This is a genomic window from Serratia sp. CY82433, assembly GCF_052166535.1.
Classification (GTDB): Bacteria; Pseudomonadota; Gammaproteobacteria; order Enterobacterales; family Enterobacteriaceae; genus Serratia; species Serratia sarumanii.
On record NZ_JBJNOR010000001.1, the window covers coordinates 2612511 to 2631546 of the forward strand.

Annotated in this window: 18 protein-coding genes; 5 read left to right on the forward strand and 13 right to left on the reverse strand. The window is 58.2% G+C overall.

Going from position 1 to position 19036, the window contains the following annotated elements; genetic code table 11:
- Positions 1–8: 8 nt before the first annotated feature.
- On the reverse strand, positions 9–446 hold the full coding sequence (nuoA, locus tag ACJ8PI_RS12605) for an NADH-quinone oxidoreductase subunit NuoA (protein WP_025303663.1): 438 nt from the start codon (positions 444–446) through the stop codon (positions 9–11).
- Positions 447–1153: 707 nt separating this feature from the next.
- Positions 1154–2098 carry a transcriptional regulator LrhA gene (gene lrhA / locus ACJ8PI_RS12610; RefSeq protein ID WP_033653761.1) on the reverse strand — a complete coding sequence of 315 codons (945 nt, stop codon included), beginning with the start codon at positions 2096–2098 and terminating at the stop codon, positions 1154–1156.
- 855 nt (positions 2099–2953) lie between these two features.
- Between lrhA and ACJ8PI_RS12615 the strand changes: the two genes are divergently transcribed.
- Complete coding sequence (locus tag ACJ8PI_RS12615; RefSeq protein WP_004936047.1) at positions 2954–4168, forward strand: pyridoxal phosphate-dependent aminotransferase; 1215 nt, start codon at positions 2954–2956, stop codon at positions 4166–4168.
- Between the two features lie 107 nt (positions 4169–4275).
- On the forward strand, positions 4276–4875 hold the full coding sequence (gene yfbR / locus ACJ8PI_RS12620) for a 5'-deoxynucleotidase (RefSeq protein WP_025303666.1): 600 nt from the start codon (positions 4276–4278) through the stop codon (positions 4873–4875).
- 27 nt (positions 4876–4902) lie between these two features.
- Here the strand turns inward: yfbR and ACJ8PI_RS12625 are convergent, their stop codons facing one another.
- The 4 genes from ACJ8PI_RS12625 to yfbV form a co-directional block, all read right to left on the reverse strand.
- Entirely contained in the window at positions 4903–6753 is a 1851-nt protein-coding gene (locus ACJ8PI_RS12625) for an SLC13 family permease (RefSeq protein WP_071883829.1), read from the reverse strand.
- 79 nt (positions 6754–6832) lie between these two features.
- The gene (locus tag ACJ8PI_RS12630; protein ID WP_033648049.1) at positions 6833–7489 is read right to left on the reverse strand and encodes a sugar phosphatase; all 657 of its coding nucleotides are present in this window, start codon (positions 7487–7489) and stop codon (positions 6833–6835) included.
- A gap of 17 nt (positions 7490–7506) precedes the next feature.
- On the reverse strand, positions 7507–8001 hold the full coding sequence (locus ACJ8PI_RS12635; RefSeq protein WP_016926898.1) for a YfbU family protein: 495 nt from the start codon (positions 7999–8001) through the stop codon (positions 7507–7509).
- A gap of 141 nt (positions 8002–8142) precedes the next feature.
- Complete coding sequence (yfbV, locus tag ACJ8PI_RS12640) at positions 8143–8598, reverse strand: terminus macrodomain insulation protein YfbV (RefSeq protein ID WP_004936061.1); 456 nt, start codon at positions 8596–8598, stop codon at positions 8143–8145.
- A 358-nt stretch (positions 8599–8956) separates the two neighbouring features.
- Between yfbV and ackA the strand changes: the two genes are divergently transcribed.
- Both ackA and pta read left to right on the forward strand, forming a co-directional pair.
- The gene (ackA, locus tag ACJ8PI_RS12645) at positions 8957–10159 is read left to right on the forward strand and encodes an acetate kinase (RefSeq protein ID WP_004936063.1); all 1203 of its coding nucleotides are present in this window, start codon (positions 8957–8959) and stop codon (positions 10157–10159) included.
- Between the two features lie 74 nt (positions 10160–10233).
- The gene (gene pta, locus ACJ8PI_RS12650) at positions 10234–12393 is read left to right on the forward strand and encodes a phosphate acetyltransferase (RefSeq protein WP_033653759.1); all 2160 of its coding nucleotides are present in this window, start codon (positions 10234–10236) and stop codon (positions 12391–12393) included.
- Between the two features lie 111 nt (positions 12394–12504).
- Here the strand turns inward: pta and ACJ8PI_RS12655 are convergent, their stop codons facing one another.
- From ACJ8PI_RS12655 to ACJ8PI_RS12685, 7 genes are all read right to left on the reverse strand, one after another.
- Positions 12505–12951, reverse strand: coding sequence for a hypothetical protein (locus tag ACJ8PI_RS12655; protein ID WP_033653823.1), 447 nt, complete (start codon positions 12949–12951; stop codon positions 12505–12507).
- Complete coding sequence (locus tag ACJ8PI_RS12660; RefSeq protein ID WP_072008404.1) at positions 12929–13321, reverse strand: polymorphic toxin type 44 domain-containing protein; 393 nt, start codon at positions 13319–13321, stop codon at positions 12929–12931. The genes ACJ8PI_RS12655 and ACJ8PI_RS12660 overlap by 23 nt, the downstream gene beginning before the upstream one ends.
- Before the next feature lie 322 nt (positions 13322–13643).
- Positions 13644–14597, reverse strand: a complete 954-nt coding sequence (locus ACJ8PI_RS12665) for a transketolase family protein (RefSeq protein WP_442528115.1) — start codon at positions 14595–14597, stop codon at positions 13644–13646.
- Complete coding sequence (locus tag ACJ8PI_RS12670; RefSeq protein WP_049233922.1) at positions 14590–15441, reverse strand: transketolase; 852 nt, start codon at positions 15439–15441, stop codon at positions 14590–14592. The genes ACJ8PI_RS12665 and ACJ8PI_RS12670 overlap by 8 nt, the downstream gene beginning before the upstream one ends.
- A gap of 13 nt (positions 15442–15454) precedes the next feature.
- Positions 15455–16834, reverse strand: coding sequence for a PTS ascorbate transporter subunit IIC (locus ACJ8PI_RS12675; protein WP_004936074.1), 1380 nt, complete (start codon positions 16832–16834; stop codon positions 15455–15457).
- 23 nt (positions 16835–16857) lie between these two features.
- Positions 16858–17139 carry a PTS sugar transporter subunit IIB gene (locus ACJ8PI_RS12680; protein WP_025303676.1) on the reverse strand — a complete coding sequence of 94 codons (282 nt, stop codon included), beginning with the start codon at positions 17137–17139 and terminating at the stop codon, positions 16858–16860.
- A gap of 92 nt (positions 17140–17231) precedes the next feature.
- Complete coding sequence (locus ACJ8PI_RS12685) at positions 17232–17675, reverse strand: PTS sugar transporter subunit IIA (RefSeq protein WP_033653756.1); 444 nt, start codon at positions 17673–17675, stop codon at positions 17232–17234.
- Positions 17676–17985: 310 nt separating this feature from the next.
- On the opposite strand from ACJ8PI_RS12685, the gene ACJ8PI_RS12690 reads away from it, so the two are divergent.
- On the forward strand, positions 17986–19005 hold the full coding sequence (locus tag ACJ8PI_RS12690; protein WP_004936083.1) for a LacI family DNA-binding transcriptional regulator: 1020 nt from the start codon (positions 17986–17988) through the stop codon (positions 19003–19005).
- The last annotated feature ends 31 nt before the right edge of the window (positions 19006–19036 follow it).

Genomic DNA, 19036 nt, shown 5'->3' on the forward strand with positions numbered 1-19036 from the left:
CCTCGCTGTTACTGCGGATGACTGTTGGTGTTAGTGATCGTGCTCGGTTTGCTGCGGCGTTGGGAACGCGCCGGAGTCCAATCCAACGCGCCGATGCGCACCAGATAAACCAGACCGGCCAATAGCACCAAAATGAAAATGGCGGCTTCGATAAAGCCTACCCAGCCGCTCTCGCGAACCGAGACCGACCAGGCATACAGGTATAAGGCTTCAACGTCGAAAATAACGAAGAACATGGCCACCAGGTAGAACTTGGCGGACAAGCGCATGCGCGCCGTACCGACCGAGTCGATGCCTGATTCAAACGGGGTGTGTTTGGCGCGCGCCCGGGCTCTCCCGCCCAAGAAGAACGCACCCAGCAGCATTAAGCCGCAGAGCCCGATAGCCACGACGAGAAATACGGCGAGCGCCCAGTGATGAGCGATAACTTCAGTGGTTGTTGACATACTCTATGCTTACTCATCAAAAGTGGCGTCGATCGCGCTGCTCTTGTCACCGGCAGTTAGTGCGCCACATCGATTTAAGGGAAGGATAAATAACCACACAAACAAACTGCTTTTACAGCGAGTTAGGCAGCGTTTTTCTGTGGGCTTTTTACTCCTTTCTATAACCTTTTGTCAACTTTGACAAAAGTATCTACACACTAGTTTACATACGTATCATTTGATTAACATTTGATGCGCCAGGGGCTGGCTAAATCGTGTCAGTTAATTTTTGTGTAGAAACAGATAGATATAAACCAACGTGCACATTTCAGTTTTACTATACCATTGTCTCAGGAATTCCCTGTTCTTCCACTCACTACCTAGGGGTATTTTTTTGATCCAGGACACGTTTTCAGCATAAATCCTCAAAAAAAGTGTGGCCCTTTAACAATTTTCCTCAAATTAAGCCGCAAAAACGGCCGCTATAAGCTAACAAAATAACCCTTCTATTACCATGCCTTTAACCCATTCAATCTTATTGCTCAAAAAACAAACTCAGCGTCTTAAACCCGGCCAAACTCTCTTTTCAGTAACGCTTAAAAGTTAATAAAAAAGCCAACTCATAACAAAATCGTCATTAAACCCCTATAACAGTAAAAATCCCCAAAAAAAGGGCAAAAAAAACCTCCGCCGAAGCAGAGGTTTTCATCAGATCTAGCGCCGCGGCGTTATTCTTCTTCGTCTACCAGGCTGGCGTCATCCTGATCGCCCTGGAGACCGGCCTCTGCGCCGTTGAAGCCATAGCCGTCATTGCCGCCCTGCATGGCGCTGAAGATGGCCATCGCCAATTCGTTGCTGCACTGCGCGTTTTTGCACAGCGCATACTGGGTATCCGGCAGCGGCGGCAAACCTTCCACCGCCCCCAGCACCCGCAGGTCAGGGCTCATCATCTCGATCGGCCGCGCGGTCACGCCCAGGCCGGCCTTACAGGCCGCCCGCACCGCGGACAGCGTGGAGGCGACGTAGGCGATGCGCCACGGGATACCGGCTTCGTCCAACTGCTTGATCGCCAGCGCACGGAACGGGCTTGGCTCATCCATCACCACCAGCGGGATCGGTTCGCCGGCCTGATAGTGGTAATCGGCGGCGCAGTACCACAGCGTCGGCGATGTGCGCAGCACGATGTGCGGGTGCCCGGCCGGATCGGCCGTGGTCACCGCCAGATCGATCTCGCCCTCTTCCAGCAGATCGACCATCGTCGTGCTGCGCTTTACGCGCACGTCAATGGACAGCTTCGGATAGATGGCGGTCACGCGGTTCAGCAGGAAAGGCAGAATGGTATCGGCGGTGTCGTCGGAAGCGCCGATGGTCAGAACACCTTTAATATTGTTGTACATCAGCGAGGTACAGGCTTCGTCGTTAAAGCGCAGGATCTTCCTGGCATAACCGAGAAGCTGAATACCATGCTCAGTCAGGAGTTTGTTGCGCCCATGGCGGGCAAACAGTTCTTTGCCGACCAGTTGCTCTAATCGCTGCATTTGTTGACTGACGGCTGATTGAGTACGGCATACGGCGACGGCCGCCGCCGCGAAGGTATTCAAATCAGCAACCGCAACAAAGGTTCTTAGCAGATCGAGGTCGAGATTAAGTATCGGACGATTTGCAGTTGTCATAGTGTATTCTTCACTTTTTTAAATTCTAATTTACGAACTACTACCCTGGTGTGTTTCTCAGACGCCGTTGAAAAGGACGGAGCCTGTTATGACAGTACCCCACTCATAAGTGGAGGGCAAAAAAATTACTTATGATTCGTTACCTCTATCGCTTTTTAAAATGCGATCTATCGATGGTGCTTATAGAACGCGGGGGGCTGAATATCGGTAGAAAGGGAAAACCCCCACCGAACCTGAGATTTTACTCATTCATACTGCCTAATTTCCACTCCATTCGTGCTACTGAGAACCCTTATCAACCGGCGTTCAGACTGCATTACAGAGCAAAACAGATAAATAATTAACGCTACCGACTTCGTGTTACTACTCAATGAATTTAATAAATTCAATCAGTAAGATTTTTACTTTAAATAATAATCCTATAACCACATAAACAATGCTTAAGCTAAAATATAAAGTAAAGCTAATGTAAATATGCCATTTTCTTAGTGTGGTGCGCTAACCGACAACCCGCTATCAGACAACTCCGGTATTATCGTTCCTTTACAGTTTATTGAAGCCCATTCTCACTTTCGGCTTATCAGTTCACTGCTGCCGGCCGCGATCGCCGGCACGTCGCGTTTATCGATGCGGGATTTTACAGAACAAAACCCTAGTAAAATTATAGTTCATGAAATTATGAACCACAAAATAACTTTACCTTTGCTTATCATAACTAAAATCTCCCGTTACGACATGCATTTGCACCAAAGGCGTGCAAAACCCTTCAAAAGCAACTACGCCAGGAGTACATTGGGCGGGTTGCGGCGTCCCACGGTAGGAGCGCCCCTATCCCAGCAAAAGGCTCAACTTTTTATGTCCCCCATTGAGAAATCCAGCAAACTGGACAACGTCTGCTATGACATTCGCGGCCCGGTGCTTAAAGAAGCTAAACGTCTTGAAGAAGAAGGCAACAAAGTCCTGAAACTGAACATCGGCAACCCTGCCCCGTTCGGTTTCGACGCCCCTGACGAAATCCTGGTCGACGTGATCCGCAATCTGCCCACGGCGCAAGGCTATTCCGACTCCAAGGGCCTCTTCTCGGCGCGTAAAGCGATCATGCAGCACTATCAGGCGCGCAACATGCGTGACGTGACCGTTGAGGATATCTACATTGGCAACGGCGTCTCGGAACTGATCGTCCAATCCATGCAGGCGCTGCTCAACAGCGGCGACGAAATGCTGGTGCCGGCGCCGGACTACCCGCTGTGGACCGCCGCGGTATCGCTGTCCGGCGGCAAGGCCGTGCACTACCTGTGCGATGAGCAGGCCGGCTGGTTCCCGGATCTGGACGACATCATCAGCAAGATCACCCCGCGCACCCGCGGCATCGTGATCATCAACCCGAACAACCCGACCGGCGCGGTTTACAGCAAAGCGCTGCTGGAACAGATCGTCGAGATCGCCCGTCAACACAACCTGATCATCTTCGCCGACGAGATCTACGACAAGATCCTGTATGACGAAGCCGAGCACCATTCGATCGCCGCGCTGGCGCCGGATTTGCTGACCGTCACCTTCAACGGCCTGTCGAAAACCTACCGCGTGGCGGGCTTCCGCCAGGGCTGGATGGTGCTGAACGGGCCGAAGAAGCACGCCAAAGGCTATATCGAAGGGCTGGAGATGCTGGCTTCGATGCGCCTGTGCGCCAACGTGCCGATGCAGCACGCCATTCAGACCGCGCTGGGCGGTTATCAGAGCATCAGCGAGTTCATTCAGCCCGGCGGCCGCCTGTACGAACAGCGCAACCGCACCTGGGAGCTGCTCAACGACATCCCGGGCGTCTCTTGCGTGAAGCCGCAGGGCGCGCTGTACATGTTCCCACGCATCGACGCCAAGCGCTTCAACATCCACGACGACCAGAAGCTGGTGCTGGATCTGCTGCTGCAGGAAAAAGTGCTGCTGGTGCAGGGCACCGCGTTCAACTGGCCTTATCCGGATCACGTGCGCATCGTCACCCTGCCGCGCGTAGACGAGCTGGAAATGGCGGTCGGCAAGCTGGGCCGCTTCCTGGAAGGCTACCACCAGTAATCGCCTGGGGCGCAGCGCCTTGTTGCGCCCTTCTCTCACTGCCCGGTTGCAAAATTCGCCGTCACTGCTTCACAATGGGGCCCTCACTTGCCGTTAAAGAGAGCACCATGAGCCAGAGCCATTTCTTCGCCCATCTGTCCCGCCTGAAACTGATCAACCGCTGGCCGCTGATGCGCAACGTGCGTACCGAGAACGTTTCCGAACACAGTCTGCAGGTGGCTTTTGTCGCCCACGCGTTGGCGGTGATCAAAAACCGCAAATTCAACGGCAACCTCAACGCCGACCGCGTTGCGCTGCTGGCGATGTACCACGACGCCAGCGAAGTGATCACCGGCGACATGCCAACGCCGATCAAGTACTACAATCCGCAGATCGCCCACGAATACAAGAAGATCGAAAAGATCGCCCAGCAAAAGCTGCTGGACATGATCCCCGCGGAGCTGCGCAACGATTTCCGCACCATTCTGGATGAGCACTACTACAGCGAAGATGAAAAGCAGGTAGTGAAGCAGGCAGACGCACTGTGCGCCTACCTGAAATGCCTGGAGGAACTCTCTGCCGGCAACAACGAATTCACCCTGGCCAAGGCGCGGCTGGATAAAACCCTGGAACAGCGTCGCAGCCCGGAAATGGACTACTTCATGGACGTGTTCATCCCCAGCTTCAGCCTGTCATTGGACGAAATCAGCCTCGACAGCTCGCTGTAACCCCGCCGGCGCAGCCTCGCTGCGCCGTTAAAAGCCGTAGAGCCACGGCACCACAATCACGCTGACCGCCATCACCAGCAGGGTGAACGGCACGCCGAGACGCACGAAATCGCCGAACTTGTAATTGCCCGGCCCCAGCACCAGCGTGTTGACCGGTGAAGAAACCGGCGTCATAAAGGCGGCGGACGCGGCGATGGCGATAATCATCGCGAACGGGTATGGCGAAACGCCCATTTCGCGCGCGGCGGCGATGGCGATCGGCGCCATCAGCACCGCCGTCGCGGTGTTGGAAATAAACAGGCCGATGGTGGCGCACAAGACGAACAGGCACAGCAGCATCACGCGCGGCCCCGCACCGCCGGCGACGTCCATCAGCCCGCTGACGATCAGATCCACCCCGCCGGTCTTTTGCAGCGCCTGCGCGAACGGCATCATGCCGACGATCAAAATGATGCTCGGCCAATGGATCGATTTATAGGCGCTTTCCATATCAATACAGCGGAACTTGCCCATCAGCAGACAGGCGATCAGAGCCGCGATCGGGTTGGGGATTTCGTCGGTCAGCATCATCGCCACCATCAGCGCCAGGCAAAACAGCGCGTGCGGCGCCTGGGTGATCGCCGGCGCCACTTCGTCCACTTCGGCCGGCAGATTGAGCACGATAAAGTCGTGGGTTTTGGCCTGCAGCTGACGGATCGCCTTCCAGTCGCCGATCACCAGCAAGATGTCGCCCAGCTCCAGCGGCTCGTCCACCAGCTTGCCGCCCAGCGTCTCGCCGTGGCGGCGGATGCCCACCACGTTCAGATCGTAGCGGCTGCGGAACGCCGCTTCGCGCAGGCTTTTGCCCAGCAGCGCCGAGTCCGGGATCAGCGACACTTCCGCCATGCCGACGTTGCGCGACTGTTCCGAGAAGTAATCGCCGCGCAGCACCATCGGCTCCAGCCGCTGCTCGCCGCAGAATTCGCGCAGATCGACCTGGCTGTCCGACATGTCGATCAAGAGGACGTCGCCCTCGCGCAGCTCGGTGCTGCCGGAAGCGCTGACCATCACCCGCCGGAAGCGTTTCCAGCGCTCAATGCCCACCACGTTGGCGCCATAGCGCGCGCGCAGGTGCAGCTCATCCAGCGAACGCCCGATCAGCGGCGAAGCGCTGCGGACAGCCAGCCGCCGTGCGCGGCCGGTCAGCTTGTAGTCGCGGATCAAATCGCGGAAGGTGCGGCGCTGCCAGTCATCGCCGGCTTTGCCCGTGTCACCGCTGCCCAGCCAACGCCGAGCGATCAGCATGTAACCGACACCCAGCGCCAGCACCGCCAGACCGATGGGCGTCACGCTGAAGAAGCCGAAACCATGGATGCCTTCACGCACCAGTTCGCTGTTGACCACCATGTTGGGCGGCGTGGCCACCAGCGTCATCATGCCGCTGATGAGCCCGGCGAAGCTGAGCGGCATCATCAGCCGCCCCGGCGCAATCTTCATTCTCGCCGTCACGCTGAGCACCACCGGAATAAAGATCGCCACCACGCCGGTCGAGCTCATGAACGCGCCCAGCCCGGCGACCGTCACCATCAGCAGCATCAACATTTTGGTTTCGCTGCTGCCGGCCACTTTCACCAGCCAGTCGCCGACCTGATAGGCCACGCCGGTGCGCACCAGCCCTTCGCCGATCACGAACAGCGCGGCGATCAAAATCACGTTGGGATCGCTGAAACCGACCGTCGCCTCCTGCAGGCTGAGCGTGCCGCTCAGCACGAAGGCGATGATCACCAACAGCGCCACCACGTCCATACGCAGCTTGTTGGTGGTAAACAGCACGATGGCAATCAGCAGTAAACTCAGCACCCACAGTAATTCGCTGTTCAAAACGGCCTCATCCGGCAAATATCCAAGGGTCTAAAAAATAGCATAAAAAAACCCCGCCGAAGCGGGGTCTAATCAATTAGGGTGAAGATAATGCCGCTCAGGCCAGCCGGCGAACGATCGCGCCCTGCGCCGTTTTATCGACGGCGATCTGCGCCAGCGAATCCAGCCGCAGGTCGACCTGCTCCAGCTTCGGCGTATCCGCCGGCGCGTTGACCGCGATCACCTGGCAGCCCGCGGCCAGGCCGGAGAGAATGCCGGCCGGCGCGTCTTCAACCACCACGCACTCGTGCGGCGCCAGCCCCAGGCGCTCGGCGCCCAACAGATAGGCGTCGGGCTGCGGCTTGCCGTGTTTAACCTGCTCGGCGGTGATGAACACCTCCGGCTGCGGCAAACCGCCGGCCTGGCGGCGAGCGCCGGCCACCGGCACCGAACCGGAGGTGACGATCGCCCAAGGGATGCCGAGCGCGTTCAGGCGCTCCAGCAGCGCAATCGCGCCCGGCAGCGCGCGAACGCCGTCGGTATCCTGCGCTTCCACCTGCTCCAACAACTCGAACTCGCGCTGAATTTCCGCTTCGCTTTCGCCCGGCATAAAGTGGCGCAGAGAAGTAATGGCCTGTTTACCGTGAATGAAGTCCAGTACCGCTTGCGGGTTGACGCCGCGGCGTTCGGCCCAGTGCGTCCAGGCGCGCTCTACCGCCGGCAACGAATCCACCAGGGTGCCATCAAGATCGAACAGAAAACCCTTACACTCCACAGAAAACCTCTTCTTAATCAAGCATTGATGATTTGCGCTATCTCAACGGCGCTCAAGTGATACTGGCGCGGACAGGCCAGCCAGATCGCCAGCATGCGCTGGTATTTTTCCCACATTTTGGTCTGGGCGTTGAAACCGTGGCTGCCGGAATCGAAGTGAGTATAGCGCCCCTCGGTGCTGACCAGGAAACGCACGTAGCTCAGGTAGCGCGCCTCGGTGGCGGCGTCGAAGCCGAGAAACGCCAGGCGGCGCTCGTCCAGATCCTGCTTCTCTTTCAGGTTGCCCCAGGAAACCTGCAGCGCATGGTGCATCTCCATCACGTTGATGATGGTGCGGCACACCTCTTCACTCAGTTCGCCGAAGTCGCGATCCAGTTCGCGCATTTGCAAACCGAAGCCGCGTTCGACGATGGTTTGCAACCGGCGATAACGGTCGCCGTTGTCCGGATCGAGCAGGGTCATCATCTTGTACTGGTTCGACAGGATCAGCCGCTGGGCGTTGGTCATTTCCATCAGGATTTCCTCATTTCTGTGTGATGGCGGGAGCATCGCACAGCGCAAGAACGCAGGAAATCACAACTCGACCGTTCTTTGATTTAAACCGGGGTTATTGGCGCTTTGACGAGAAAGGCCGCACAACGCGGCCTTTTTCATTTACAGATCGTCGAGGAAAGTTTTGTCCAGTTGCTTGAAAGCGCGCTTGAGCAGATCGGCCAACGTCTGATAGGTCGGCGTGCCTTCGAGCGGCGCCACCGCCTGCCCGGCTTCCGTCAGCTTGTTGCGCACCTCATGGAACCATTGCAGCAGCGTCGGCGGCAGCGGCGTGACCGAACGGCGCCCCAGCCACCACAGCCCCTGCATCGGCAGGCTGCAGGCGAACAGCGCGGTGGCGATCGCCGGGCCGAGCTGGCCGCCGAGCGCGATCTGCCAGGTCAGCGTGAAAATCGCCAACGGCGGCATGAAACGGATAGCGAAACGGGTGGCACGCGCAACGCGGTTCTCCGGAAAGACCGGTGCCAGACGTTTGTCCGACGGCCAGGTTTTCATATAATGCTGCCCGCGCTGGAAGACCTGAAACCAGCTTACGGAACCGGACGGTTTGCTCGTCATTGCGTACCTCAACGTCACGTAAAGAAACTAAAAGCGTGCTGCCAGAGACCATACTAAAAAATTTGAAGCTTTAAATTTATTTTGTGTTTACACCGGGCTATCGGTATCCTAAGCCGGCCTTGTGGCCGGTAGAAGATGACGCAAATTTTGTCAACTTTTAGCCCTATAAAAATCAAGATTATTTAAACCGCAGAGAAATCATCGGTTTTTCCATCATCCTGTGATTTGTGCACGTCACATGATGTTAATCATAAATGTCATCGGCACTATGCGCTACGCTTGTTGTCTGATTGACGATTAATTCACCACGTGTTTTCGATTTTCTTTTAACAACACGACTATTTAAGTAGGTACTTCCATGTCGAGTAAGCTAGTACTGGTTCTTAACTGCGGCAGTTCTTCTCTGAAATTCGCCATCATCGATGCCGTTAACGGCGACGAATTCCTCTCCGGTTTGGCCGAGTGTTTCCACCTGCCTGAAGCTCGCATCAAGTGGAAAATGGACGGCGCCAAACACGAAGCTGCCCTGGGGGCCGGCGCTGCACACAGCGAAGCGCTGAACTTCATCGTTAATACTATTCTGGCACAAAAACCAGAGCTTTCCGCGCAGCTGACCGCCATCGGCCACCGCATCGTGCACGGCGGCGAGAAGTTCACCGCTTCCGCCGTGATCAACGACGAAGTTCTGCAGGGTATCAAAGATTCCGTGCCGTTTGCACCACTGCACAACCCGGCTCACCTGATCGGCATCGCGGAAGCACTGAAATCCTTCCCTCACCTGGCCGACAAGAACGTTGCCGTGTTCGACACCGCGTTCCACCAGACCATGCCGGAAGAATCTTACCTGTATGCCCTGCCGTACAGCCTGTACCGCGACCACGGCGTTCGCCGCTACGGCGCGCACGGCACCAGCCACTTCTACGTGACTCAGGAAGCCGCGAAGATGCTGAACAAGCCGGTGGAAGAAGTGAACGTGATCACTTGCCACCTGGGCAACGGCGGTTCCGTTACCGCAGTGCGCAACGGCCAGTGCGTTGACACCTCCATGGGCCTGACCCCGCTGGAAGGCCTGGTGATGGGCACCCGCAGCGGTGACATCGATCCGGCTATCATCTTCCACCTGCACGATTCTCTGGGCATGAGCGTTGACCAGATCAACAAGATGCTGACCAAAGAATCCGGCCTGCTGGGCCTGACTGAAGTCACCAGCGACTGCCGTTACGTTGAAGACAACTACGACAGCAAAGCCGACGCCAAACGCGCCATGGACGTGTTCTGCCACCGTCTGGCCAAATACGTCGGCGCATACAGCGCGCTGATGGAAGGCCGTCTGGACGCGGTGATCTTCACCGGCGGCATCGGCGAGAACGCAGGCATGGTGCGTGAGCTGACCCTGAACAAACTGGGCCTGCTGGGCTTCGAAATCGACCACGACCGTAACATGGCCGCTCGCTTCGGCAAATCCGGCGCCATCACCAAAGACGGCAGCCGCCTGGCGCTGGTGATCCCGACCAACGAAGAGTTGGTCATCGCGCAGGACGCATCCCGCCTGACCGCGTAATGCTCTCAAAACACCGTCAGCCCAGGCTGGCGGTGTTGTTTTAGCCTCATGTTAATCGTGAAGAGGACTATTCTGTGTCACGTACTATTATGTTGATCCCCACCGGCACCAGCGTCGGCCTGACCAGCGTCAGCCTGGGTGTCATCCGCTCCATGGAGCAAAAAGGCGTTCGTCTGAGCGTGTTCAAGCCTATCGCTCAACCGCGCACCGGCGACAACGCGCTCGACCAGACCACCACCATCATCCGCAGCAACTCCACCATCCCGGCGGCCGAACCGCTGCGCATGGACTACGTTGAGGGCCTGCTGAGCTCCAACCAGCAAGACGTGCTGATGGAAGAGATCGTGGCGCGTTACCACGAGAACACCAAAGACGCGGAAGTGGTGCTGATCGAAGGCCTGGTGCCGACCCGCAAGCATCAGTTCGCCAACGCGCTGAACTACGAGATCGCCAAAACCCTGAACGCCGAGATCGTCTTCGTGCTGGCGCTGGGCAACGACTCCCCGGCGCAGTTGAAAGAGCGCATCGAACTGGCGCGCACCAGCTTCGGCGGCAGCAAGAACAAAAACATCACCGGCGTGATCATCAACAAGCTGAACGCACCGGTCGACGATCAGGGCCGCACCCGTCCTGACCTGTCCGAAATCTTCGACGACTCCACCAAAGCCAGCATCGCCCACGTCGATCCTGCGCAGCTGTTCGCCAACAGCCCGCTGCCGGTTCTGGGCTGCGTGCCGTGGAGCTTCGATCTGATCGCCACCCGCGCCATCGACATGGCTCGCCACCTGAAGGCCCGCGTGGTCAACGAAGGCGACATCATGACCCGCCGCGTGAAGTCCGTGACCTTCTGTGCGCGCAGCATCCCGCACATGCTGGAACACTTCCGCCCAGGCTCCCTGCTGGTGACCTCCGCAGACCGTCCTGACGTGCTGGTCTCCGCCTGCCTGGCGGCGATGAACGGCGTGGAAATCGGCGCCATCCTGCTGACCGGCGGCTACGCCATCGACGAGCCGATCAAGAAGCTGTGCGAACGCGCCTTCCAGACCGGCCTGCCGGTGTTCATGGTCGATACCAACACCTGGCAGACCTCGCTGAGCCTGCAGAGCTTCAACCTCGAAGTGCCGGCGGACGACCACCAGCGCATCGAGAAAGTGCAGAACTACGTGGCCAGCCACATCAACACCGAATGGATCGACTCGCTGACCGCCACCTCAGAGCGTTCACGCCGTCTGTCTCCACCGGCGTTCCGTTACGAGCTGACCGAGCTGGCGCGTAAAGCCGGCAAGCGCATCGTGCTGCCGGAAGGCGACGAGCCGCGCACCGTGAAAGCGGCGGCCATCTGCGCCGAACGCGGCATCGCGGAATGCGTGCTGCTCGGCAACCCGGAAGAGATCCAGCGCGTCGCGGCAGCGCAAGGCGTTGAGCTGGGCAAAGGCATCGAAATCGTCGATCCGGTCGCCGTGCGTGAAAACTACGTGCCGCGTCTGGTTGAGCTGCGCAAGAGCAAGGGCATGACCGAAGTGGTCGCGCGCGAGCAGCTGGAAGACAACGTGGTGCTCGGCACCCTGATGCTGGAACAAGGCGAAGTCGACGGTCTGGTCTCCGGCGCGGTTCACACCACCGCCAACACCATCCGCCCGCCGTTGCAGCTGATCAAAACCGCGCCGGGCAGCTCGCTGGTGTCCTCCGTGTTCTTCATGCTGCTGCCTGACCAGGTACTGGTCTACGGCGACTGCGCGATCAACCCGGATCCGACCGCCGAGCAGCTGTCTGAAATCGCCATCCAGTCTGCGGATTCCGCCGCGGCCTTCGGCATCGAGCCGCGCGTGGCGATGATCTCCTACTCCACCGGCAACTCCGGCGCGGGCAGCGACGTCGAGAAAGTGCGCGAAGCAACCCGTCTGGCGCAGGAAAAACGCCCGGATCTGATCATCGACGGCCCGCTGCAGTACGACGCCGCCATCATGGCCGACGTTGCCAAGTCCAAGGCGCCGAACTCACCGGTAGCCGGCCAGGCGACCGTGTTCATCTTCCCGGATCTGAACACCGGCAACACCACCTACAAAGCGGTACAGCGTTCCGCTGACCTGGTCTCCATCGGGCCGATGCTGCAAGGCATGCGCAAGCCGGTGAACGACCTGTCGCGCGGCGCACTGGTTGACGATATCGTCTACACCGTCGCGCTGACGGCGATCCAGTCTTCCCAGGCTGACGCTGCCGCCGCCAAGGCGTAATAAACCGTTAAAAAAAGCCAGTCAGGTAATCCTGACTGGCTTTTTTATGCCTGATATTCTTGGTGATTATGCTGTTTTAGACAATATCCGCCAAATCCGCTGCACCCACCATCATCGCCAGGCGCTGACGCCCCGTGCAGAAAAATCAATGGTGGGCATGATGGGTGTTTGGCTGTTCGTGGCATAGAAAAATGCCGAATTCGTAAAGGAATACACCTTCCCGGAAAAATTGATGGTGATGCGGTTTCCCTCACCACGGATAGTTGCATCAGCCCGATCCGCCGTCAAGATTGGCGCGCTTTGCCCCAGCACTTTGATAGGGTCCCCATCCAGGCTTCGGTTCAAATAGTAACGATACACATCCGTGTCGGTAGCCCCCGCATTCTGGTACTCGGTGATGTAGAGCCAAATATCGTCGGTCAACTGCTTTTTGCTATAGAGCTTATCGTCATAAGTATCGCGGGTGGTATACCAGTATCCCGCCAATCCGACGACAATAACCAACAAAATTGCCGTCAGCAGCCGATGAGCCCATCTAGTAACCATGCCGATTTGCATAATCAATTCCTTGCTTGATCCAATATTGATCCTGAGGGTCATCACCATACGGCGGGCGTTGATACCAATGACTCCATTCTGACCGAGATGTTCCTGCCCGTGACTGAGCAAATCCGGCGCCCATCAACAAAATTTCTGCGGGAATTCCAGCCGCAGTACCGGTTGCCCCATAATTGAAATTACCAAAGTTAGCCAATGCGCGATTTTGCTGTTTGTAATCCCAAGGGCCCCGATTTTTTACCTGCTGGTAGAACCAATAATAAGTACCTGGCAGCGCCATGTTGCGAGGTTGCCCCTGCCTGCGCGCCTCGCGCAAATTTCTGGCAAGAACAGTAAAACCGCCTGGCGGCAGTAATGGAACCACGGCCATAATCTCCTCCTTGAGAGCCGAATGCAATTCAATCATAGGGTTAATGGAAAAATTACCCCCTCCCTTATTCACTCCATGTATGAATAAGAGAGGGTGATGTATATTATTCACAAAATGAATATAACCAATTGTTTTTATTTACTTATTTACAAATAATAAATTTTTATTCCTGCATTGGCCAGTTATTATCAATAAAAAAAGAAAAAGTCCCCTAGGGGACTTTACAATGGGTAGCATGTTGATAAACGTCTCTGGGCAGAACAACACGCGGGGAATAACCGATTTGATTACCGAAGAGAATGCCGGTAATTCCTATTCTGCTTTACAATAGCTGCCCGGCGGCCTCCAGAATATGCTCGGCGGTCAGGCCATACTCCTGTTGCAAGAACGCTTGGGTGCCCACCTGGCCGTAACGCTCCTTCACCCCCTCGCGCCGCATCGGCGTCGGGCACTCTTCCGCCAGCACCTCCGCCACCGCCGATCCCAGCCCGTTATGAATGCTGTGGTTTTCACAGGTGACGATGCGCCCGGTCTTGGCCGCGTAGGTTTTGATCAGTTCACGGTCGATAGGCTTGAGGGTGAACATATCGATCACCGCCGCGCTGACGCCCTGCTGCGCCAGCCTCTGCGCCGCCTTCAGCGCCTCCGCCACCATGATGCCGTTGGCGATCAGCGTAATGTCGTCGCCGTCGCGCAGCAGGTTGCCCTTGCCAATGGTAAAGCGCGAGCCCTCCTGATAGATGCGCGTCGCCTGCTTGCGAATAGTGCGCACCCAGTAGAACCCGCGCAGATCCATCAGCTGGCGCAGAATGTCGGCGAACATGGTGGCGTCGGTCACCTCCAGCACCACCGAATGCGCCAGCCCGCGCACGATGCCCATGTCCTCGAACGACATGTGGGTGCCGCCGTTGTGGCAGGCGCTCACCCCGGCGTCGGAGGCGATCACCTTGACGTTGTTGCGCTGATAATCCAGCGACATGAACAGCTGATCGAAACAGCGGCGGCTGGCGAAGGCGGTAAAGGTATGCACGAACGGCACCCGGCCGGTGAGCGACAGCCCGGCGGCGACGCCGATCACATTGGCCTCCATGATGCCGCAGTTGATCACGTGCTGCGGGTGATCCTTGTGTACGCCGTCCATCGCCATCGAGCTCATCAGATCCGCCTCCAGCGCGATGATCGGCGCGCCCGCCTCAATCTGCCGCCGCACCGCGCCGGCGTAGACTTTGCGCATTTCGACGGCGTCGTTTTCCAACTGCGTCACTACGTTAAACATGGGCGGCCTCCAGTTCGGCGATGGCTTTTTCGATTTCCTGCTGCACGTCCGGCGTCAGGCGCAGGTGGTGAGAGTTCGACAGGTTTTCCAGATAGGCCACGCCCTGCCCTTTGATGCTGTCGAGCACGATCGCCAGCGGCCGCTGTTCGCCGCCGCGCGCCGGCGCCACCGCCGCCAGCAGCGCCGCGATGTCGTCGCCCTTGATGGTCTGCACCTCAAAGCCGAAGGCGCGGAACTTGGCGGCCAGATCGAACGGTTGGATCACCTCGTCCAGCGCGCCGTCCAGCTGTTGCTTGTTGTAATCGATGAACAGCGTCAGGTTGTTCAGATTGTGGTGGGCGATAAACTGGAACGCCTCCCAGCACTGCCCTTCGTTCAGTTCCCCGTCACCGAGGATGCTGAACACCCGATTGCGGCGCCCCGCCAGCCGATGGGACAACGCCATGCCGGCGGCGATCGACACGCCCTGCCCCAGCGAGCCGGTGGTGGCGTCCACGCCGCGCGTGCGCAGCCGGTCCGGATGGCTCGGCAGACGCGTGCCGTTCTGGTTGAGGGTCTTCAGCTCCGCCAGCGGGAAGTAGCCCTTGATCGCCAGCGTGCTGTACAGCGCCGGGCCGGCGTGCCCTTTCGACAGCACGAAGTCATCGCGCTCCGGCCAGTCCGGATCCGCCGGATCGATGCGCATCACGCTGCCGTACAGCACCGCCAGCGTCTCCACCACCGACATGCAGCCGCCGTAGTGGCCGAAGCCCAGCCCGGTCAGCGCCTTCAGCGTTTCCAGGCGGATCGCACGCGCCAGGATATGCAGCTCTTCAATTTCCGTTTCGCTCGTTGTGTAGTTCATCAGTCTGCCCTCGTTATTTCTCGACGCGGTCAGCGGCCGGCGCGCCTTTGCGTTTGCCCAGGAAGTTATGCGCCACCAGCAGCGCGAACACGGCGACGATCGCCAGCATGATCATCTCTTTCGACATAAAGCGCGCCATATTGCCCAGCAGGATGCCGATCGCGCCGAAGTCGGCGTCGGAGAAGGTGGTGTTGGCAAAGCCCAACGCCCCCAGCACCGGCAGCAGCAATACCGGCAGGAAGGTGATCAGCAGCCCGTTGGCGAAGGCGCCCAGCATCGCGCCACGCCGCCCGCCGGTGGCGTTGCCGAACACCCCAGCGGTAGCGCCGGTGAAGAAGTGCGGCACCACGCCGGGCAGGATCAGCACCATCTTCAACTGCCCCAGCAGGAACAGCCCGGCCAATCCGCCAAGGAAGCTGAACAGGAAGCCGATCAGCACCGCGTTGGGGGCATAGGGATAGACCACCGGGCAATCCAGCGCCGGCCGCGCGTTAGGCACCAGTTTTTCCGAGAAGCCGGTGAACGCCGGCACGATTTCCGCCAGAATCAGGCGCACGCCCTGCAGGATGATGAACACCCCGGCGGCGAAGGTGATGGCCTGAATGATCGAATACACCAGGTAGTTCTGGCCGCCGCTGAGCTCGCTTTCCACATAGGCCCGCCCGGCGCAGATCGCCAGGATCAGGTAGATGACGATCATGGTCATCGAGATCGAAATGGAGCTGTCGCGCAGGAAGCTGAGGTTTTTCGGCAGGTTCATCTCTTCGGTCGAGCGCGAGTTTTTACCCACCTTCGAGCCGATCCAGCCGGACAGCACGTAGCCCAGGGTGCCGAAGTGGCCGAAGGCGATATCGTCGTTGCCGGTGATGCGGCGCATATAGCGCTGGGCGATCGCCGGGAAGAACGCCATCACCAGCCCCAGGGTCAGCGCGCCGGTAAACACCAGTTGCACGCCCTCGAAGCCCGCCACCGTCAGGATGATGCCGATCATGCAGGCCATGTAGAAAGTGTGGTGGCCGGTCAGGAAGATGTATTTCAGCCGGGTGAAGCGTGCCACCACGATATTCGCCACCATGCCGAACGCCATGATCAGCGCGGTGGAGGCACCGTATTTCTCCAGCGCGATGGAGACAATGGCTTCGTTATTCGGAATGATGCCCTGAATATTGAACGCATGTTCGAACATGCCGCCCAGCGGATTGAGCGACCCGACCAATACCGTGGCGCCGCCGCCTAAAACGATAAAGCCGAGAATGGTTTTTACCGTGCCTTTCACCACGTCGGAAAACGATTTCTTTTGCGCCAGCAAACCGATCAGCGCAATAAGCCCGACCAGCACCGAAGGCACCTTTAATATATCCACCACAAACTTAAGCGTTTCCTGGATAAACATATCCACCTCGCCAATCGTTTTATTCAGATGATTGAGTGGGCTTCGAAGTAAGCGCGCAGCTTGGCTTCCAGCTCATTAATGTCGATGATGTTGCTGATCACCACCAGCTGCTCGGCCGGTACGCTGGCGCTGTCGGCGATGTCTTTCGCCATCACGAACACGTCGGCGGCGCCGGGAGTGGCGGACGACAGATCGGAGTGTTCGACCTCGGCCTCCACGCCCATCTTTTTCAGCACCTTTTTAATGTTCATTTCCACCATAAAACTGCTGCCGAGACCGGAACCGCAAATCGCCATGATTTTCATAATATCCACCTGTTGAATTTAGCGTGTAGGGTAGCGCCGCCGGTCATATTCCCGGCGTTGTTAGCATTGATGGTATTCCTGGTGATTAAGCGTTAATAGCGGGCGATAATATCCTCGATTTGCCGTTTATCTTTGGCGTGAAATAACGCCGCCATGGCCTGATTGTCTGAAAATAATTCCGCCAGTTGCGAAATCAATTCGATGTGGCTGTCGCCGTCGGGCGCCGAAAGCATCACCACCACCTGAACCGGATCGTTATCTGCGGAATGAAAGTTCACCCCCTGATGGATCTTCAACAGCGATAATCCCAACGCGTTGGCGCCCTCTTCGGGCCGGGCGTGCGGCATGGCAATGCCCGGTGCCAGGACGAAGTAAGGGCCGAGCTTCTCCTGCTGATGAAAGATCGCCGTCAGGTAATTCGGCGTGATCACGCCGTCTTGCAGCAGCGGCTGCGCGCTCAGCGTGACCGCCTGGCGCCAGTCCTCCACCCGTTCGCACAGCTGTATATGATCGGCGGTCAGCCACTCTTTCAGCACGTTACCCTCCTAAAGGTTGATGGTTTCGGCCGGTGATTAATTCACCGACGACGGTAAAACTTTAATCAACCCCTCCCGGCCACACAGTGATGGATATCACAAAGATAGCGCTACCAAAGCGCTATCATGCAGATCTGTGATAGCGCTATCAAAACGCCGCGCCGCGGCATGGCGTTAACCACAATTTTTTCTCGCTCTTTCGGGTAACGGGGTAGAATGTGCCGCATACGGGGATCGTCGAAGCCGCGCCGTCGGCTTCCCGCCCTCACCATTTTTATGCGCCGCGCGCGCATTTCAGTCGGGATTAGGCATGTCGATCGGTAAAAAACGACGCAGCACGGGCAGGGTGACGTTGGCTGACGTAGCGCAGCTGGCGGGCGTCGGCACCATGACGGTGTCGCGCGCGCTGCGCACGCCGGAGCAGGTTTCAGACAAACTGCGCGAGAAGATTGAAGCCGCGGTAAGCGAACTGGGGTATCTGCCCAACCTGGCCGCCAGCTCGCTGGCGTCGGCCTCGTCCTACACCATCGCCATGGTGGTGCCCAGCCTGTCCGAATCCGGCTGCGCCGAGATGTTCGCCGGCCTGCAGAAAGTGCTGCAGCCGGCCGGTTATCACATCATGCTGGCGGAATCGCAGCATCACCTCGAACGGGAAGAGAAATTGCTGGAGACCCTGCTCTCTTACAATCTGGCGGCGGCGGTGCTGCTCAGCGTCGAGCATTCGCAAAACGCCCGCAACGCGCTGATCGCCGCCAACATTCCGGTGGTGGAGATCGGCGCCGTACGCGCCGATCCGATCGACATGAGCATCGGCATCGACTACGTGGCGGCCATGTATCAGCTGACGCAAACGGTGATCGCCAGCGGCTATCAGAACATCGGGCTGCTGTGCGCCAACCAGGAACAGTGGATCTTCCAGCAGCACCTGCAGGGCTGGCACAAGGCGCTGCTGCGCAACCATATGTCGCCGCATCGGGTGATCAACGCCGCGCAGCCCGCCAGCTTCAGCACCGGCGCGCAGCAGCTGCCGGAATTCTTGCTGGCCTGGCCGGAGCTGGACGCGCTGGTGTGCGCCTCGGACGAACTGGCCGGCGGCGCGCTGTATGAATGCCAGCGGCGGCGCATCAAGGTGCCGGACAATCTGGCGGTGGTGGGGTTCGGCAACAGCGAGTTCAGCCGGGTGTGCCAGCCGCCGCTGACCACCATGACCATTCCGCATCGCGACATCGGCATTCAGGCCGGCCAGGCGCTGCTGGCGCGGCTGAACGAGCAGCCCTGGCAGCCGGCAGGCTCCCTGCCCGCCACGCTGTGCCGCCGCGACAGCTGCTGAATCCGCACCATAAAAAAAGCCGGTCGATGAC